We start from the raw sequence: 19,968 nt of genomic DNA, 5'->3' as shown, positions 1-19,968 counted from the left end.
AGTCTGTTACATCTCTTCCATCATCTTCATGTAGTCAACGTTTAGCAATAGGCCGTTATCGAAGTCGTCGGTCGCGACTACTGAGTAGACGCCGCCGTTTTCAACGGTTGCCATGGCACTCACTGCTGGAGTGAAGGTGTCATCAGACTGCAAGATTACGCCTAGGTAGTAGGTACCCGCTGGAACGTTCAGCGTCGCGTTGCCCTTAAAGTCTACGCCTTCGAGCACCTTAGTGTCCGCGCTAAAGTTACCATCGGCACTGGCGTGGATGTCCACTAGACCAAGGCTGCCGGCTGTGGGGCTGGCGTGCACCACTCGCAGCTTGGCATACAGCGCTACTGAGCGCAGGTCTTCAGCAATTACCAAAGGCTCGATGGTGTTGTCTGTAATGCTGTTTAGCTTACCGACCGCGTAGATACTGGTGGTGGTACCGGCGCCAAATTCTACGCCTGGTGCATCGATTGCTACTATGCTGTTGTCCATGCTAGCGGCAACCTTGAGATCGTAGCTGGCTGCAGGTAAATCGATACTGCGGAATTCTTTAAACGGAATCATAGTCAGACCTTCGACTGGTGTGTCGGAGGCCAATACGTCCACCGCTGGCGCATCGTCTACCGCGTGTACCACTCGTACTCGAGCTTGCTCGTTAGCATCGCGCAACACGCCTACCGAGGTCCCGTCACCGACGAGTAGGTTAACTGGAGCAGTCATAGCACCGTCAGTATTGGGTACTGCTGTGATCATCAAGTCAGAGCCGCCGGCTAAGTCCAGGTTGCCACTGTCGAACACCACGGTTTTGGTGCCTGATGGGGCAATTCGAATGCGGTAAGTGTCGGCAGGCACTGTTACTGGAAGCGCGTCGGCATCCATTTTAAATTCTAGGCCCTCAATCGCTGCGCCTTCAGCGTCGATTGATTCGGCGGTTGTCAGGTAAATGTCCACCGCACCCACATCAGGGTGGCCGTGCAGTACGTCTAGGCGAATCTCGCCGTCGCCAGGACCCATGGCATCACGCGCCAAAACCACAGGTTCGATGTTGGCAGCATAATTTAATGCAATAATGTCGTACTGCATGTCTGGTGCGAAGTCTAGGTTGGCTTCAATAACAGGGGCGCTGGTTCCATCAGCTAGGAGGGCGTTCACCGCAATGTCGTACGCTGCAGACTCAAGCTCTAGTAATCCGGTACCGACCTGATAGTCGACCATTTCTAACCCTTCGACTACCGCTCCGTTAACAGCAATAGCCACTAAGGGTGCGTCGGCGCTGGCGTGGGTTACGCGGACATAGCTCATACCGGCTTCTTCAGCCGCCGGCGGTGGAGTGTCGGCCGGCAACTGCACCGGGCCATCATTGTTGTCGTCATCATGACAAGCGCTGACCATGAGCGCTGCGGACAATACGGCAAGTGTGAACTTAGTTTTCATTGGTTAGCCCTCCTCAAAATTGGCTGAACCATCAAACGTGAGGATTTTTCAATCGGATCAAAATTTGTTGGCAAAGTTGACCAAATGCAAACCAGCAAAGCGCCAGGATCCCAACGGCGGTAAGGCTTTCAACGCCAAAAGAAAAATATCCGGCGCTGACGGCGTACCAATAACTCAACGGAGCGACAATCGTCAGGCTCAAGCCAAATAATTTCCCCATTTTGGCAATCACAAACGGCAGGCAAATGGCCAAGAGTAACCAGAACAGCATCAGATATACCGGCATCGGTGAATAGTCGAATTTAAGAAGACCCACCTTGGCTAACGTGGCGTCTAGTGTGGTACCAATGCAGGCGTAACCCGCAGCAATAACCAAATGTTCCTGATCTTTGCGCCGGGCCACATCGAAAATCAGCAGTAACAGTAGGGTTGCGATAAACCAAGTACTCGCAGGCCCCAGCAAAGTCGCAAGAGCCCAGGCTAGCGTGACGCCACTCAGGTAGATTTTGGGATTGGCACGAACGTAGCCCGAGTCGTTTTCTAACATGGGTACTCCCTAATTGCCTTAATGATTGGTCATTCGATCAACTATAGCTCGCCTTGAGTCATCCAATTTCGAATTTGCCGCGTACTTAGGGCAAACCTTGCTCATGAAGGATGATGGGATGGCACAAACTTTGGAACAATCATTAACTTTACCTTATCAAGTACTAGCGGAATTTCCGTTGCCAGGCAGCCGATATCGCTTGAAGGGGAGCGGTCTGCTGTTTAACCAGTGGATGCGCGATGCTCAGCAAAGCGGTCGCCTTTGGTTAATTATGGCAGACGTCGATGAGTGTGCAGCGCCGAAAGAGGGCGAGGTGGTGAGCTTGGCAGAGGTCGTAGAAGTGGACTGGTTGAGCGGCTCTGATGTCACAGTTACTCTAGACGTCACGCAGTGGGGCTTATTGTCCGGGCTCGATGCCAACAAACGTCGATGCAGTGCTGAAGCTAAGTCTTGCTGGCAAGACCAAGCCGAAGCAATAACTCCGGAGGAGCCTTTGTTACGGGAGCTAATCCATTGGCGTCGAGCTTATGCCTTGCAGTATCCCTTTGAAACTATTGATACGACCGCGACCTTAACTTCATTGGACCTGTGTCTGCGTTGGCTGGAGATATTGCCTTTGGCCAAAACAACAAAGCAAAACCTATTGAAGAGCGAGGACTTGGGATTAATTTTTCGGTATCTCAATCAATTTCTTGCAAAGGCTGATCTAAATAGTAAACAAGTCCGTAATAGGGTTTAGGTGTAATAGACGAACTGCTAGACTAATGGATATGACCGCGAAAATTCAGCAAGTTAGAACATCCATGATAGCTAATGAAACGGAACTCGATGTCGGCGTCTTGGTAGTTAAGGTAGCGAACGATCGCTGCCAAGCTAGTTACCAACGACTCTTTACTCACGTGGCACCACGCCTTCTAAACTTTGTCCGCAAGCAGTCGAACGACGAGCAGCTGGCAAAGGACGTGGTTCAAGAGACCATGCTCAAGGTGTGGACCAAGGCTCACCTCTACGACAAAAGTAAAGGTGCAGGGCTAACTTGGATTTATTCCATTGCCCGTAACGCCAAGTTTGACATTCTGCGTCGTTTAAAGCATCAAAACGATTGGATTCAGGGTGATGACCTGTGGCCAGTGTTAGAAGAACCCCGCGACGACGAAAAGTTGCCGCGAGAGTTTGAAGCGCTGGTGTCCGAAGAGCTGAGGCGGTTGATAGAAACATTGCCAACAGCACAAGCACAGGTGGTTGACCTCGTGTATTTGAAAGGATCGTCTCAACAGGAAGTGGCGGACGTTCTTGGGGTTCCTTTGGGGACGGTCAAAAGCCGACTGCGTTTGGCGTTAACGAAAATGAAGGAGGCGCTTAATGGTTAAAGCAGCCCACCATCCAGATGACAGCTTGCTGTTGGCTTATTCCACTGGCGATTTAGGCCCGGCGCACAGCATTATGATAAGTGCACACGTTGAGCTATGCCCAGTGTGTCAGGCTCGAGTTGCACACATCGAAGCACAACAAGCCGCTGAGCTGGTAGAAACCAAAGTTGAGGCGGCAGAATCGCTACCCGACGGTTTGGCGGACATGATGAGTTCCATCATGGAGATGCCAGTGGAGGAAGCGGTGCCACAAGCGTACTCTCCGCAGTTTTTGATGCTCAATGGTAAGCAGTACCGGTTACCGCGCGTGCTAGCTGACCACACCGATAAAATTGGGCCTTGGAGCCGATTGCCAGGCAAGCTTCAGCGAGCTAGTGTGACTACTGGTGGCACTGAGAAAATCAACTTTATCTATATGGATGAAGACAGCCGCTTGCCCGAGCACACGCATACCGGTACTGAAATTACGTTAGTGCTGGATGGAGAGTTCGTTGATGAGACCGGAGTGTACGGTCCTGGTGATTTTATTATTCAAGATGGACAACATACCCACACTCCAGCGACCAAAGCAGGTCAGGACTGTTTGTGTTTGACCATGCTGCAATCGCCGCTGCACTTCACCTCGGGTTTTGCTAGCTTATTAAACCCCTTTAGTCAGCTGTTTTTCCGATAATCGGCAGTAATACCCAGCCAAACGCCTCTGCTCCAGAGGCGTTTTTTGTTCCGCTTCTGTTCAGAATTGAACCGCAAGCATCCGACCACTAAGTTTGTGCTTGCACCCAGTGTAAGTTTACGCATAATCGGTGAAAAATACTTCCGGATTGTGTGGTTTTGATTCGCCTGCTGAGCGCTCTACTTTTGCTGTTGTTTCACTGTAATTCTTTTGCAGACGGGCAGAGGATTACTATTGGAATCGCTCCAGGCCTAGTCGATGAAGCCGGTATAGCACAACGATTTTCTAGCGAGGGTCGTGCGCATCTACAGTTCATTCACTATTTTAGCGAACACCAACGAGACGGACTGTTAGTCAGTGGTCGTTTGGCCCACTATCAAATGTTTGTTATGGACCATTTGATGACGCGCTTAGTGGCCGAACTCGATTTGCTTCAGCCATTGCCCCAACAGGTACTTGCGAATCACAGTTTCAATGCGTGTGGTGTCTATGGCGTGCCTTTGGTCGTTAATCGCTTGGGAATACTGGTTAACCCCATCGAAGCCGCGCCAGAGATTGTCAGTTGGCGTCAAGTTTTTAATCCACCCGAAGCCTATGTCAATCGACTCGTGCTGCCTTTGCACAGCTACGATACGGTCAGTGCAGGGCTAATGGCCCTGGGCTATCACCCATACTCAAAGGTGGAGAGCCAACACAAAGCATTGCGCGAGCTATTCAAGAACACGCGCTCAAGTTTGCTGGCTAACGGCACGCCTTACTACCAGGGAAAAGGGCAGATGAACCTAACTATTGGCTACCCCAATCAGCTTGAGTCATTAAAGTCCCAATCTGGAGATGACAATTGGCAGTTTGTCGCTCCAAAAGAGGGGGTCGTAGAGTTTTATGAGTGCTTAGTCGTTCCAAAGGGGCAGCAGCTCACTCCCGATTTGTCCGCTCTGTTGCGAAGCTTACCTCGCTACGTACCCAACAATATTAACCCTCCAAAATCAACGCAGCGCTACTCAGTGTCTGGCCTAAATGCACTGCAAATCGAAGAGCGGGTGCAATCGTTAAATGATCTAGAGGTACTTTCAAAGTGACCTTGGTTAGCCGCGTACAGTGGATTCTGACACCCACAATTTTATTTGTCTTTTTGGGCTTTAGCATTCTGGGGCTTCAGGAGTATAGAAAGCTCACCGAGCGTCAAGTGAAGCAGAATATGGCTTTGTTCACGGCTGGGCATCATGCCATTTATACGCAGGCCGTTGAACGACTGAAGAACGTTGCCAACATGATGGTTCAAAGCCGAGAACTCACCGAAAGCGTCGAGCGATTGGCGGATAAATCATCGAATCCGACCCAATTAGGGATTGTCTATCAGCTGCTTGAGCGCCATCACGCCCTAAAGCCAGAAATCGATGAAATAGCGATCTATAGCAACACTGCACAGAAGATGGTCAGTACCAATTCTGCAAAAAGTCCCAACACCCCAGCGGAACTAGAAAAAAACGCTTTGGTGCAGCGCTACATCGATTTCTTGGAATCTACGCCTAATGTCTTGGGGACCGCAAGGCCTATGGAGCAGGGCGATGAATTAATCGTACTGATGGCTTTTTCGCCTTATCAGCTGCCTGAATACGAGTTTCAAACCACTCACCCTTACTATGTACTTTGGCTAAGTTTTCCCTCACCGAAAGCCAGAAGATTTAAAACTCTCAGTAATATCTACGCGAGTTTTCGAGCCGAGCACTTGTGGAAGCTAGGAGGCGAGTTTCCCAAGCTAGAGAAAGAGGAAGGGCGCCATACGGTCCACAACATTATTGAGGACAGTTACCGCTTAAAAACCTACTTGGATTTAGATGCCGAGGTCAATTACATCATGGCCCCCAAGCTGTGGTGGATGGGGCTGGTGGTGCTATTTTGCGCCTTTTTCAGCATAGCGATTCTCAAGTATCTTATTGCTCGTAAGGTGTTGTCTCCAATACAAAAACTGGTAAAGAGCATTCGCAATAAGGACTCGATATCTGAGCTAAAAGTACAAACTGATGGCACCGAGATAGCGACCTTAAACAACGCCTACATCGACATGCTGACCCACACACAGACCTTAGCCAACTGTGATCCGCTAACCGGGCTTGCCAACCGTAGGGCTTTTAACGAGTATTTGAGAGAGAGTATTGCCCTAGCGTCAGAAAACGATAGCCAACTTGGGTTGCTTTACATAGATTTAGACAATTTTAAGCAGGTCAATGACAACTATGGTCATGCGTCAGGGGATCGCCTGTTAGCTCAGTTTTCAAAGCTCTTGGAACAATCGTTAAAGCAAAGCTGCTTAAATCCAAAAATTGCCGCAAAGGGTACCGCTAGACTCGCCGGTGACGAGTTTGCCATATTGGTTGAAGACATTCGCGATTTCGCCTTGATCATGCAGTTGGCACAACAAGTGTTAGCCATGTTCAAAGACGGCTTTGGAGTTGATGGCATTGCTCACAACGTACAAGCCAGTATCGGCATCGCCTGCTACCCCTTACACGCCCAAGATGCCTCCAAGTTATTACACTACGCAGATGCCGCCATGTATCGTGCCAAAAATCAGGGTAAAAACCGGGTTCAGCTGTTTAATCAAGACATCGCGGACACGCTCGATAGACGCCAATTAATCGAACAAAAACTCAATCATACCTTGGCATTGCAAACTTTTGAGTTGGCGTACATGCCAATCCTAAATACTCAAACGCAACGTATAGAGGCTGTAGAAGTGCTGCTTCGTTGCCCACATCTGAGTGCTGAAGGGATAGGACCAGATGAGTTTATTCCGGTCGCCGAGTCGACTGGGTTGATTCGTATGATCGATCTGAACGTGATAGAGCAAGCGCTTGAGCGCTTGGTGTACTATCAAAGAGAATTTGGCTATCAGGGACGCTTTTGTATCAATATCAGCGCGTCTCAACTTTCTAACGACTTGTTTGCTGCCAATGTCGGTAGTCTGATTTATCGCTTTGGGGTTGACCCTTCCAAAGTTGAAATCGAGATCACTGAGACCAGCATGGTGGACTCTTCGCAAAAATCCATGGAATTGCTGGGACAGCTCAAAAACTTAGGTGTGCGATTGTCGCTGGATGACTACGGTACTGGCTATACCGCTTTTAATCAATTGTTGGACTATCCGGTGGACTGTCTAAAAATCGACCGCAGCTTTGTCAACGAATTGGGCAAGGGCGACGGCGAGCGACCACCTGTGGTCGACATCATTTTAGCCTTGGCGCGCTGGAAGCAACTCGAAGTGGTCGCTGAAGGGGTTGAGACGCAGGAGCAGTTCCAATACCTGCGCCAAACCGAATGCCAAATGGTACAAGGTTTCTATTTTTCAAAGCCTCTCAATCAAGAATCCTTTGAAGCCTATTTGACCGAACAAGTGAGCTTAGGAAAAGCCTTAGCCAGCTAGCCGGAATGGCCAGGCTAGTCTGGATAATAGTTTCGCAGTTCAGGTAAGTCGCTAGTGTACTGACTGAACTCGACTTCAACGCCGTCCGGGTCGAGAAAATACACATTGTTTCTGTGGGGTTCATCAGAGCCTGGTTTGTGGATTGGAAAACCCGCTTCGGTAACTCTGACAATGAGCGCGTCGAGATTATCGGTAACAATACCGAAATGTGCCAAACCAGAGCTGTGGCCGGTGAGATCTCTAGGATTCCCCTCGCCATTGTCATTTAGAGTGATGTACTGGTAATCATCGCCAAAGTGCAGCCAGTTTCTCGGCTTACCATGCCAAGTATCTGAGCCTTTGCCCCTTACCCGCCAGTGTGGCATAGCGGCTCGGTAAAACAGCAAAGCTCTGTCTAGGTCTTCCACAACTAAATTGATGTGTTCGATGCGCAGCATAACTTCCCCAAAACAAAAAATGACACTCTTGTAAGTTAAGGTAAGAAAGCGAGTTTTTACCAGTTAAGCAATTGAGCTCTCAAGTGATATTTGTCTGGATTAGACAGAAAAATAGCAGCCAAAAGTTCACTTCTGGGTATACTGGGGACTGCCTGTTTTCCTGTGCCAAACAATAAGACCTCAACGGCTATGCTCAAGATATATCAACACAATCTCACCGAACAATTGACCCAAGCCCTAGCGGCTGTGATGGCCGACCGTCCTACCGATATGCCAGTGCTGCAAAGCGATATGATTCTGGTGCAAAACCCGGACATGGCGCAATGGTTGAAAATTGAACTGGCGGAATATCACGGCGTGCTCGCCAATGTGGAATTTCCCATGCCGTCGTCCTTTGTTTGGCAGGTATTTCGAGAGTTGTTTCCCCATTTGCCTGAGCGTTCTCCGTTTGGCAAGGAGCAAATCACTTGGCAATTAATGGTGCTCATACCGCGAATGCTGTCCTTAAGTGAGTTTGCATGGGCGAAAGATTACTTTGAAGCGAATCAAGAGGGCAGCCACGCTCAGTCTTTGTTAAAGCGTTTCCAGTTGTGCGCCAGTATTGCCGATCTGTTTGACCAATACTTAATTTATCGCCCCGATTGGATTGCCCAATGGGAGGCGGGAGAGCAGGGGACAGAGGTGCCCGCAGAGCACAACTGGCAACCAATGCTTTGGCGGGCTTTGGTTGAGAGTTTGGCACCTGCAGAGGCCAGCGCTGATTCCATGCACCGTGGCGCCTTGCTCAAGAACGCGATTCAAATTCTCGAACAAGCTGAACCAGGCAGTATTCGCTTTAACAAGCTGCCGTCGCGTATGAGCTTGTTTGGGATCGTCAGCTTGCCAGAGCAAAGTATGTTGCTACTCAATGCGTTGGCACGACACATGGATATTCATTGGTTCCAAGTAAACCCCTGTGAGACTTATTGGTTGGATATTGTCGATGAAAAGACGCTGGCTAAGAAAGCCGCTCGTTATGACTATTCTCACGTCGAAAGCCTAACCGAAGACAGATATTTCACCGTCGGTAACCCACTATTGGGCGCTTTTGGTCAGTTGGGGCGTGAGCACTTGTCCTTGATGCTGGAAACCTTGGACGCTGACTGGATAGAGGATTATACCGAGTACCCTGCGTGCAATGCCTTGGGATTGCTGCAAAATGAGATCCGCCAGCTACACACTCGAGGCCAATTTGAGGCGTTAAGCGCCGAGCAACTCAGTACTAATGCCGACAAGCTGGTACTGGATGCAAATAAGCCGTGCAATCTTCAGTTTCATATTTGTTATTCCGCCATGCGTGAGGTGGAGAGTCTAAGAGACCACCTTCTGGGTTTGATGCAAAAAGATAATTCCATTGAGCCCAATGACATCATGGTGATGGTGCCGGACGTGGCGCTATACGCGCCCTACATACATGCAGTGTTTAGTGGTGTTGGCGATGAGCCGAGACTGCCGTACAGCATTAACGATCTGTCGTCTCGCCAGCAATCACCGATCATCGAGTCTTTGCTGCATTTACTCGGTATCCCTCAAAGTCGATTAACCATTAGCGAAGTACTGTCGATTCTTGAAGTACCAGCGGTGTTGCGCTGCTTTGACATTGACGAAGAAGAGTTTGACTGCATTAAACACTGGCTCGAGCAAGTCGCTGTGCGGTGGGGGCTGGACGCCGAACACAGGCAGCAACTGGGGGTTGGTGCGTTTGAGCAAAACTCTTGGTACTTCGGCTTGCAACGCTTGTTGCTGGGCTACGCCATGCATCCCGAACAAGGTTACTACCAGGGGACTCAGCCTTTTCGCCATATCGAAGGCGCGCAAGCAGCGGCATTGGGTAAGCTGATTCACTTCGTCGAGCGTTTGTCTGAGGTACGCGAGCAACTGATTGAAGATGCGCCTGCGTCAGCTTGGGTACAAAGGGTAAACACCATTCTCAACGACTTTTTTGCGGCAGAGGAGCAAGAGGTTCGGGTGCTACAGCAGGTCAGTGAAGCGGTGGAGCGCCTGACCAGCCAAGCGCAAGAGGTCGAGTTTGCTGAGCTGCTGCCATTTGAGTTGGTGCGAGAGCAACTGGCGCAAAGTCTGAATGCGCAAACCGGCAGTCAGCGTTTTCGCGCAGGCTCTATCAACTTTTGTAGTCTGATGCCAATGCGCGGGATTCCATTTAAGGTGATTGCTTTGTTGGGAATGAATGACGGTGACTTCCCACGACGAGCCGATCCCATCAGTTTTGACCTCATGCAGGCTAAGCGTCGTCGCGGCGATCGCTCTCGCCGATTGGACGATAGGTATCTGTTTTTAGAAGCTTTACTGTCGTGTCGACAACACTTGTATATCTCTTGGGTTGGCCGAGATATTCGCGATGACACCGAAATACCGCCATCAATACTGGTCTCTGAGCTACGCGATTATATTGCTGAAGCCTGGGTTTTAGCGGGCGATGAGACGCTTGATGCTAAATTGGCTGCTGAGAGGGTGTTGCGGCATTTAACCTATGAGCATCCACTGCAGGGCTTTAACCCCAGTTACTTCCAGGTGGCCAACGCCACTCCAAGTTACTCCAGCCTTTGGTCTCAAGCCTTACTCGATGCCAAGCAAACGGATAATCTCACCGCTTTTGTCGGTGCGCCTTTGTTTAGCGACGACAGTGAGATGAGCGAATTAAATTTTGCACAGTTCGAATCCTTTTTAGTCCACCCGAGTCGAGGCTTTATGGAGCGTCGTTTAGGGGTGTACTTAGAAGAGGTCGAGCAAGCACTTATCGACACTGAGCCTTTTACTCTGGATTCGTTAACTGCTTGGCAGTTAAAGCAAGATGCGATGACTGATGCGCTTCAAGGCATCGAGTTTGAGCGATTTGAGCTGGCCCATCAAAGCAGTGGCGATATGCCGTTTGGTCAGGCGGGGCTCGAAGAGATCGAACGCGCCTGGGAGGGCGTGCAGTCACTAAAACAACACCTTGGAGAACATTGGCCAAAACGATTAGAGAGCCAGTTTGTATCGGTAGAAATCGCCACCGAACAAGGTCCAGTGCGTATCGAAGGCGAGCTACCCACATCGGTAAATGGACTTCAATTGCAACTTAAAGCCGGCAGTATTAAGGGCAAAGACATATTGCGCGCTTGGTTGCGCCACATGCTGTGTTGTGCATCAGGAAAAGACTTGCCTTATGTGCTGCTGGACCAGAAAGAGGGCATACGCTGGAATCCTGTCACCAAAGAAACCGCCAATCAGGAGCTGACTAAGTGGTATCAACTGTACCGCAGCGCCCACGACCAACCTGTGTTGTTAATACCTGATTCGGGCTTTATGGCCGCGGACATGATGTTGTTTAACAAAGAACCCAGTGAGATTGAAACCAAACTGATTAAGTCCTGGACTCCCGACCCCTTTAGCCAGAATTTTGAGCTGAGCGATCCTTATCTGGCCCGCTGCTTTGGCGAGCTAACCGCCAGATTGCCAGAGGTGATGGCTATCAGCGAGCAGTATTTATTGCCCGTGTTGGAAGCGGCGGATCTGCGCCGGCCGAAACGCGCCCGCAGCGACAAGTACCAATTAAAGCACTCGGAGTTATTTGCTGGGCTGGAGGAAGACCTATGATCCGTTTAGACCCATGCAGTGTGCCGCTAACCGGCACCGGATTGATCGAGGCTTCGGCGGGTACCGGTAAGACTTATACCATAGCTAGCTTGTATTTGCGCTTTATCGTCGAGCAACCTTTGTTTGATTACTCAACGAGTAAGGGAGTCGAGCTTAAACCAGAAAATCTGTTGGTGGTAACCTTTACACGCGCAGCCACCGCTGAGCTTAGAGACAGGATTCGCCAACGCCTGCATCAAGCCGTGCTGTGCTTTCGCGGGCTAGGTGCTGGTGATGACTTAGTACTGCAACACTTATACGAAGCCCATCAGGATGAGGCTGAGCAGGTGCTAAAGCGCTTGTACGCTGCAGAGAAGAGCATGGATGACGCCTCAATCTTTACCATCCACGGTTTTTGTCAGCGCGCGCTTAATTACAATGCCATCGACGCCAATGCCAACCTTAATGCGCAAATGATTGAGGATGAAAGCGAGTTGGTAGAATCCGCTTGTGAGGACTTTTGGCGTCAGGCGCTTTACCCCTTGCAAGGCGAGCAGTGGCGAGCGGTGGCGGCCGCGATGGGCGCGAATGCCGGTCCTGGACCAAAGTCAGCAACGCCAGACGCTTTAGCGCGACGCCTAAGCGGGCTGCTCTCAAGAAAGTCTTTGGTGTGCGAACCGCTGCCAAGCGACAAGCCCTTAGAACAAGCCATACAAGAGATGCTGCAGCAACAGCAGCTTGCTTGGGAACAGCTGCAATGGAGTCAGCGCGGTGCGCTATTTGATATTGGTGAAGAGCTGGCTTCTTTACCTAGGATCAGTGCCGCTAAAGTTGAGCCTCATATTAACATCCTTGGCAACTGGCTAGCGGGTGAGCAGGCCACTGCGCTGCCGAAAACCTCTTACAAATACGTTGCGGAAAAAGCCGAAAAGAACAGTCATATTGCGAAGGCCAATGCCTTTGTGGCCGCAGTTGAGCGCTTTCAGCGAGATTCGGATTTGCAGCCGGGTCTAATGTCTCAGGCATTGGCATATGTTAAGGCGCGCCTTGCTGAAGAAAAGACTCGTTTGAATCTGATGGCGCCAGATGATTTGATGAGCCAGCTCCACGCCGGATTGACCTCTGCCATGGGCGCTCAGTTGGCCACTCGATTAAAGCAGCAGTACCCGGTGGCGCTGATTGATGAGTTTCAGGATACGGATCCCATCCAATACGGTTTGTTTGAAACCATTTACCAAGCCGAAGGCCCTCATTGTTGGCTGATGATTGGCGATCCTAAACAATCGATTTACGCCTTTCGCGGTGGCGATATTCATACCTATACCCAAGCCAAGCGCGGCACTCACAGCGAGCGCCACTATACCTTGGATAAAAATTACCGCTCGTCGCAAAGCATGGTTGAAGCGGTTAACGATCTTTTTCGTTTTAACAGCAGCAATACCTTTCTCGATGAACAGATTGGCTATCAGCCAGTAAATTCTGCGGATCAAGGCGGTAAAGGGAGACTGGTGGTCGATCAGCAAGCGGTTAGCGCTATGACCCTATGCCTGTTTGATGACGAGCATATCGCTGGGCATCACGGTGCTGAGTACGTGGCCGAACAAACCGCGCAATTGCTGGATAAAGCCCGTGTCGGCCAAGCGCTCATTGGTGAAAAACCGGTGAAGCCCGGGGACATCGCGGTATTGGTGCGGGATCGCAACGAGGCCCGCGATGTGGCAAAGGCGCTAAGAGCGCGTCGAGTTCGCAGTGTGTTTTTAAGCCGCCAAAGCGTGTTTGAAAGCGAGATTGCCGCAGATTTGTACCGTGTTTTGCTGGCCATCCACCAGCCGAAATCCAGACGTCATTTGATGGCAGCGCTTGGCTGTCAATCGTCAGGCTTGAGTGCCGAGCAAATTGACCAAATTAACCTTGATGAAAACCAATGGCAGAATCATCAGGAAAGATTCCTTCGCTACCAAGAGCGCTGGCAATATCGCGGCGTACTGGCCGCTATTCAGGCGTGGATGTACGACTACAGTGTGCCGGGTCGCTTACTCAGCGACGAGCTTAATGGCGAGCGGGCGTTAGCGGATCTCAACCATTGCGCCGAGCTGCTGCAGGCTCAGGCCTTGTTGTTGGACGGACACTACAGCCTGTTACGCTATTTTAGCGAGCAAATTGGCGGCAGTGGTTCTGACTCAAATAGCCAACGCATTCGTTTGGAAAGCGATAAAGACTTGGTGCAAATTGTCACCATCCACGCTAGTAAAGGGCTGGAATATCCAATTGTTATGCTGCCGTACGGCTTAGTGGGTCGCGAGGCGAAGACTGCGATTTACCACGGCAATGGCAAAACTCGAATGGACTTTACTCAAAGTGAGCTGCACCTTCAGCAGGCTGAACAAGAGCGTCTAGCCGAGGATGTTCGACTGTTATACGTGGCTCTAACTCGTGCTTCGTATGCGTGCTTTGTGAGTTTGGCTCGACGCAGTAAATCGCACAATGCCACTTCGGCCATTGAACATTTATTGTGCGGCGCGGCCGACTCAAGCGGAGTGCTATCCCAACAGCTAGAAGCCTTGGTTGAAGCCTCTGAGGAGCGCATTCGTACAGTAGACTACCAGCCCGAGTTAACTCTAGTTGCAGATGAAAGTGAGTCGGACGCTGTGGCGATAGAGCCGCAGCGGTTTGCTGGTGATGTGGATACGAGTTGGCGGATCACTAGTTACTCAGGTTTGTCCAAAAACAAGCGTTACGCCCAAGACGGCGAAGAGAAAATCGACGAGATCACAACGCAAAACGACACTAGCCAAGACTCACCCCAACCCATTCCAATTCCGGAAGAGCCTAGTGCGCTTGTGCGCAATCGATTTAGCTTTCCTCGAGGCGCAAACCCAGGTACCGCGTTGCACGGCATTCTGGAAAACCAACACTTTGCCGCCAACCAGCCTGATGAGTTGGCTCAAGTGGTTGAATCAGAACTCAACCGCTATGCCATTGAAGAGGCTCCGGAGTGGGTCGAGTCAGTGACCGATTGGATGAACGAAGTGCTGACCTGCCAATTTGCCATGGGCGAGGGTGAAGCGGTGAGTTTAGGTGAGCTAGACCCGAATCAAGCGCTACCCGAGATGGAGTTTTTTATCGCTGCAAGCGAGTTAGTTAACGAGCACAGTTTCAACCGCTTATTGCTCGAGCATCCCGTGTTGACGGTGAATCCAGCAGCATTAGCGCGTCTGAGTTTTGACAGTTTTCGCGGTTTGCTCAAAGGTTTTATCGATTTAACCTTTGAACATCAAGGCCGCTATTACGTATGCGATTACAAGTCGAATCACTTAGGTGACAGCATTGGCAATTACAATCAGGACAGCATGCAAGCCATGATGGCCAGCCATCGATACGATGCGCAATTGGTGCTGTATTGTCTGGCGTTGCATTTATACCTTAAAAAGCTCATTCCCGATTACGATTACGACCTCCATCACGGCGGCGGCGTGTACTTGTTCTTGCGCGGCATGCAGCCTGGCGATCCCCACTCTGGGGTGTTTTACGCCAAGCCAGAGCGTGAACTTATCGAGAGCCTTGAGGTTTTGTTCTTGGGTGAACGCGCGGAGGTAGAGCCATGCTAAGTCCAATCCAAATGACCGATGCCATTAAAGCTAATCGCTTACGCGCACTGGATTATTACTTTGCTAAAAATCTCTGTGGTGATGAGCACAGTGATGAGTTTTGGGTGGCTTTGCTTTTAAGTCAGGCGCAAAGCCAGGGGCACGTGTGTTTACCTCTGGCTAAGTTGGCCGATATGCCATTGCCGCAGATTTGCCAGCAACAACGTAGCGGGCGATTACCTCAAGTACATGCCTTGCTCGATTCTTTATTGGCGCATCCTGGCTTTAGCAGTGCCGGCGATTCTACTCAAGTGACGCCTATCGTAATTGACGGTGATGGGGCGCAGGCTAGGCTTTATCTGGCGCGCTATTGGCGTTACGAGCATCAGGTTGCAAAGGATTTGCTGCAACGCGCCAGTCACAACTACCCAGTGGAACTCGAATCACTTGGTCAATCGCTAAGGCAGGTTTGTCAAATCAAACCCAGCCAGGACTTGAATGGAGAGGTAGATTGGCAAATCGTGGCTTGTGCTTTGGCTGCACAGCGCCAACTGGCAATTATCACAGGTGGACCGGGCACCGGCAAAACCACCACAGTAATCCGTCTACTCGCGATCCTTTTGATGCAACAAGAGCTAACGATTAAGCTAGTGGCGCCCACGGGTAAAGCCGCGGTTCGCATGAGCGAGTCAATTCGCAACGCCAAAGCCGATTTGGTGTTAGATGAGCACTTAAAAGCGCTTATTCCAGAGCAAGCTAGCACCATCCACCGTTTGCTCGGAACCATTCCCAACTCTATTGATTTTCGTCACAACGCGCAGCGACCGATACGCGCGGATCTGGTAATACTGGACGAAGCCTCCATGGTGGATTTGCCCATGATGGCCAAATTGCTGGATGCGCTGCCCCAAGGTTGTCGTTTGATAATGCTGGGTGACAAAGACCAGCTATCCTCAGTGGAAGCCGGAGCTGTGATGGGAGATTTGTGCGCTGGGGTGCGTTACCAGGCCGGGCAGACGCTAATGAGTTATCGCCAGCCAAGTGCCGAAACTCTAACTAGGCTAACCGGATTTGATTTACAGGCACACGTGAACTCGCAAGCAAGCGCGATGAGCGAATCTTTGGTGATGCTGCAAAAGAGTTGGCGTTTCGGTGGTCTGATTGGTGAGCTTGCCACTGGGGTAAATCAATGTGATTGGCGCTTAGTATCCAATCTATTGCAAAGTCTTACGATTGACAGTCCTGTCGACTGGTTCGCACCGGTAAACAACCATCGTCTGGTACAAGACGCTTTGGCTAATTACCAAGCTAGGGTTCGTGACTGTCAGGCCGGTATAAAGCCCGCCGCCGAGTTGATCAAAGATTTTGACAGTTATCGAATTTTAAGTGCTGTTCGCAAAGGCGAGATGGGAGCCGACACTCTAAATTTGGCGATTGAAAAGGAGCTAGAAAACCTCAGCCTTAAAGACGCCAGTCAAAGCTTTTACGTGGGTCGTCCTGTGATGATTTTAAGCAACGACTATCACTTAGGCTTGTTCAACGGTGATATCGGCGTGTGCTTATTGGACGAAGCAGGGCAGCCCAAAGTCGGCTTCTTGCAGCCTGATAACACGGTGAGTTTCTACCATCCTAGCCGTTTGCCAGAGCACACCAGCGCCTTTGCCATGACCATCCACAAGTCGCAAGGCTCAGAGTTCGCTCAAGTAGCGATTGCACTGCCCATTGCCGAAAACCAAAGTCAGACCTTGTCCAAAGAGCTGTTGTATACGGGGATTACACGGGCTAAGAAGCGAGTGAGTCTATACGCGACAGAGACGGTTTTAAGAGCTTGCGTGACTCGAGCGACCGAGCGTGATTCAGGGCTGGAGCAACAGTTAATTTCGCTGGCTGAGTCCGAGTGACGATTAAAACGAATTGCTAAGCAGACTCCTAGCAGTGCTATCGGATAAGGACGAGTCCTCAATAAAGACTTGTCCTTTATTCGCTAGAAGTGCGCTTATCGAAACGAAAATCGTGTTTTTCCTCGGCCAAATTGATGGATAAGGTAAGTGGAGTATTACTTTCAGCTGTCATCGCTAGTTTGGAGTGCAGTTCAACCACAAATTGCCCGCCAGGTGGGATGGTATGCGCTATTTTGCTCCAATACGCCCGCCAAGCGTACAAGAGTTTGGACTGCTCCCGAATTCTCGCTCCATTTGCCGCTTGCAGTTTTGAGGCGCCGCTAAATACGTCGAAATCCGGCGGCGGTGGCGCATCTTCTCGCGGTTGGTTTTGCTTGGATGCGTTCATTGCCGCAAAAACATCATCGCTGGTAATGTTGAACATTGACAGCATCTTGAGCTGTTGCAATACCGCGATGGCTTGTTGTGCCACCATGGGCTCGCTTTTGTATTTTTCCATAAGTTCTCGGAAGCCCAATAGTCCAAGGTTGTTTGCCCCATCCATGATTTCTATTGCCTCGGGAGAAACCAAAATACTCTCTTTGGTGTGATTGGTAATGGCAATGGCAAACCTAGCCTGTTGACCTTTTCGCAACGCGTCTTCAATCTCCGCGGCCATCACAGTTAACGATTCGCCCTGTGATAAGCAGACCGCACGGCCATCCTCAGAAACAACCCTGGCGGTGTTCACAATTGTGCTGTGACTGATACGACTTGTCGCTTCGCTACTGATTAAAGTGACGACCGCCGCAAAGCACAGTGCTAAGCGTTTCATTGGGTTACCTCGCGTTACGCTCATGTATCTCTTACCTAAAAACGAGCCAGCAGTTTAATTGGGAAACTTCAGAGAATGAAATATGAGGACAACCTAAAGTTGTTCTTAGCGAGTATTAAAGTTCCGGCTTTGCTGAAATACTCCGCCTCGTTGAAATGGAGAGCGATTCGCACATGGAATGTGCCCACTTTCTATAAATGAGGTTTAGAGATGAAGAAATCCGTATTGGCGGTAACCCTAGCAACCGCTTTTGCCACTAGCTATGCAGGTACTGCATTCGCTGGTGAGTTGGCCGATCGCGTATTCACCAATGGTGTGTTTGAAACCATGAATGAATTGCAGCCAGAAGCAGAAGCACTGGCGGTTAAAGACGGCAAGATTGTTTATGTCGGTGATGAAGCTGGCGCAAAAGAGTTCATTAAAGACGCAGACGATGTTGTTGATCTGAAGGGCAAATACGTGACTCCTGGGTTCATCGAATCCCACAACCACGTAGTCGGTTCAACTTGGATGACTTCTGGTGTCGATTTGAGCCAAGCTAAGTCAACTGCTGAGCTGGGTCAGATTCTTAAAGACTACTATGCTGCTAATCCTGATGTAAAAATGATCGTGGGTAACGGCTGGGTTTACGGTAACTTAGAAAAATTCCTGACCGCGGAATTCTTAGACAGCCTAGACATTCCTGTACCTATGGTTCTAGTTGGTAACTTCTGCCACGACGCCGTATTTAACAGCCTAGGCCTTGCAGCGGCGGGTATCGACTTAGACACCGCTGAAGATTTGCAACCTGGCGTTATCTACTGGGAGCGCGACGAGAACGGCCGTGCAACCGGCTTGGCGATTGAAGGCCAGTGGGCACAGGGCTATGTGAATATGGGTGCTTGGAACCCAGAAACTGACATTCCAGAAGCATCTGATTACCTACAAGGCTACTTGACCACTCAAGGTGTAACCACTTCGATCGTACCGGGTGTGATGACTCCAGCGGTTATCATCAGCGGTGATGCAGTAATTAAAGAGTACCGTTTGGCGGCTGAAATTCTGCAAAAGCGTATCGACAATGGCGAAGCGACCATGCGTATTGGTCACATGCCGATCTTCAAACTACCAGACTCAGACGTTGTTGAGTATATGGATACCGCTGACGAGATTTCTGCTAAGTACGACAGCGACATGCAGTGGGTTGCCGGTATCAAACTGCACACCGAAGCGGCGTGGCAAGATGGCAGCGCAACTCAGATGGTACCTTACCGCGTTAAAGGCAAAGACGGCCTAGATAACTTCGGTAAGTACGGCCTACCAATCGACTTCTCACACAAAGTAGTGAACGAAGCGAACAAGCGTGGCTACAGTGTTTACTCTCACGTAAACGGTGCACGTATGGTTAACCGTCTACTTGACGTATACCTAGAAGCACAAGCTTTGTACCCAGAAGCGCGTAACCGTTTCGAGCACTTAGACTTTGCAATGAAAGCTGACCGTGACCGTATGGTTGAAGCTAACATCGGTGTCAACGCAACTCCTGCGTTTGCTAACGAAATCGATGCCAGCCCAGGTGGTGAGTTGTTGTTTGAAGCGATGGACAATGATTACATCAAGAACGCTTACGGTTCTTACACTGATCTAGCCCACCGTTACGACAACGTTTCTATCTCTGGTGACTCACCAGGTATGCCAATTGAAAAGGCTTACCCGGTATACAACATGCAAGCAGCTATGACTCGTATGGATCCGACTGCTGGTGGTAACCCATTCCCAACATGGCGTAAGTCGATGACTTTTGACCAAGTTATGAAGGCTCACACCACTATCCCTGCATGGCAGCTGCACATTGATGAAAAAGTGGGCTCGCTTGAAGTGGGTAAACTGGCGGATATGGCCATCTTCGAAAACAACCTACGTGACGTTGCTGCCCAAGACCCAAGCTCTCTAGTTGAGCAAGGTAAGGTTGTGGGTACTGTCCTAGGTGGTGAATTCACTCACCGCGAAGGCATGTAACCACGCTTAGTCGATAGTTACTCTTTCTGCTTTAGAGTAATAAATAAGGCCATTCATCCCCTGGAATGGCCTTTCAATCGACTTCTAGTTATTAACACTGTCTTGCGCTTTTTGTAGGGCAGTATTTTTTCTCAAGATAGAACAACCACTCGTCAAAGGGATTCAAGACGTAAAGAG

The 19,968-nt window shown here is 50.1% G+C and carries 13 protein-coding genes; 9 read left to right on the top strand and 4 right to left on the bottom strand.

What is annotated here, in order from left to right; all coding sequences use genetic code 11:
- Nucleotides 1-6: 6 nt before the first annotated feature.
- Both CLC93_RS16915 and CLC93_RS16910 read right to left on the bottom strand, forming a co-directional pair.
- The gene (locus CLC93_RS16915; RefSeq protein ID WP_095507177.1) at nt 7-1,425 is read right to left on the bottom strand and encodes a DUF4397 domain-containing protein; all 1,419 of its coding nucleotides are present in this window, start codon (nt 1,423-1,425) and stop codon (nt 7-9) included.
- Between the two features lie 31 nt (nt 1,426-1,456).
- Entirely contained in the window at nt 1,457-1,972 is a 516-nt protein-coding gene (locus CLC93_RS16910; protein WP_095507176.1) for a DUF2878 family protein, read from the bottom strand.
- A gap of 118 nt (nt 1,973-2,090) precedes the next feature.
- Between CLC93_RS16910 and CLC93_RS16905 the strand changes: the two genes are divergently transcribed.
- From CLC93_RS16905 to CLC93_RS16885, 5 genes are all read left to right on the top strand, one after another.
- On the top strand, nt 2,091-2,711 hold the full coding sequence (locus tag CLC93_RS16905; RefSeq protein WP_095507175.1) for a hypothetical protein: 621 nt from the start codon (nt 2,091-2,093) through the stop codon (nt 2,709-2,711).
- Nucleotides 2,712-2,775: 64 nt separating this feature from the next.
- Nucleotides 2,776-3,342, top strand: coding sequence for a sigma-70 family RNA polymerase sigma factor (locus CLC93_RS16900; protein WP_095507174.1), 567 nt, complete (start codon nt 2,776-2,778; stop codon nt 3,340-3,342).
- Nucleotides 3,335-4,015 (top strand): ChrR family anti-sigma-E factor, encoded by a 681-nt coding sequence (locus tag CLC93_RS16895; protein WP_095507173.1) that lies wholly within the window; start codon nt 3,335-3,337, stop codon nt 4,013-4,015. The genes CLC93_RS16900 and CLC93_RS16895 overlap by 8 nt, the downstream gene beginning before the upstream one ends.
- Before the next feature lie 158 nt (nt 4,016-4,173).
- Nucleotides 4,174-5,094, top strand: coding sequence for a type 2 periplasmic-binding domain-containing protein (locus tag CLC93_RS16890; RefSeq protein ID WP_169903108.1), 921 nt, complete (start codon nt 4,174-4,176; stop codon nt 5,092-5,094).
- Between the two features lie 107 nt (nt 5,095-5,201).
- Complete coding sequence (locus CLC93_RS16885) at nt 5,202-7,439, top strand: putative bifunctional diguanylate cyclase/phosphodiesterase (RefSeq protein ID WP_141237420.1); 2,238 nt, start codon at nt 5,202-5,204, stop codon at nt 7,437-7,439.
- A 14-nt stretch (nt 7,440-7,453) separates the two neighbouring features.
- Here the strand turns inward: CLC93_RS16885 and CLC93_RS16880 are convergent, their stop codons facing one another.
- Nucleotides 7,454-7,876, bottom strand: coding sequence for a VOC family protein (locus tag CLC93_RS16880; RefSeq protein ID WP_095507170.1), 423 nt, complete (start codon nt 7,874-7,876; stop codon nt 7,454-7,456).
- A 189-nt stretch (nt 7,877-8,065) separates the two neighbouring features.
- Here CLC93_RS16880 and recC point away from each other — a divergent pair, with 189 nt between their 5' ends.
- The 3 genes from recC to recD are packed head-to-tail and all read left to right on the top strand — an operon-like array spanning nt 8,066 to nt 16,979.
- Complete coding sequence (recC, locus tag CLC93_RS16875; RefSeq protein WP_095507169.1) at nt 8,066-11,512, top strand: exodeoxyribonuclease V subunit gamma; 3,447 nt, start codon at nt 8,066-8,068, stop codon at nt 11,510-11,512.
- Nucleotides 11,509-15,099 carry an exodeoxyribonuclease V subunit beta gene (gene recB, locus CLC93_RS16870; RefSeq protein WP_095507168.1) on the top strand — a complete coding sequence of 1,197 codons (3,591 nt, stop codon included), beginning with the start codon at nt 11,509-11,511 and terminating at the stop codon, nt 15,097-15,099. Before recC ends, recB begins: the two co-directional genes overlap by 4 nt.
- Nucleotides 15,093-16,979: an exodeoxyribonuclease V subunit alpha gene (recD, locus tag CLC93_RS16865; RefSeq protein WP_095507167.1), complete on the top strand. Its 1,887-nt coding sequence runs from the start codon at nt 15,093-15,095 to the stop codon at nt 16,977-16,979. Before recB ends, recD begins: the two co-directional genes overlap by 7 nt.
- Before the next feature lie 76 nt (nt 16,980-17,055).
- Here recD and CLC93_RS16860 read toward each other — a convergent pair whose 3' ends face one another.
- On the bottom strand, nt 17,056-17,817 hold the full coding sequence (locus tag CLC93_RS16860) for a hypothetical protein (protein ID WP_141237419.1): 762 nt from the start codon (nt 17,815-17,817) through the stop codon (nt 17,056-17,058).
- A gap of 186 nt (nt 17,818-18,003) precedes the next feature.
- Here CLC93_RS16860 and CLC93_RS16855 point away from each other — a divergent pair, with 186 nt between their 5' ends.
- Nucleotides 18,004-19,791, top strand: coding sequence for an amidohydrolase (locus CLC93_RS16855; RefSeq protein WP_095507165.1), 1,788 nt, complete (start codon nt 18,004-18,006; stop codon nt 19,789-19,791).
- Nucleotides 19,792-19,968: the final 177 nt, after the last annotated feature.

The sequence above is a fragment of the Paraferrimonas sedimenticola genome (genome assembly GCF_002282855.1).
Taxonomy (GTDB): Bacteria; Pseudomonadota; Gammaproteobacteria; order Enterobacterales; family Shewanellaceae; genus Paraferrimonas; species Paraferrimonas sedimenticola.
Note: the sequence above shows the minus strand (reverse complement) of the source record. Positions and strands in the feature narration are given on the sequence as shown.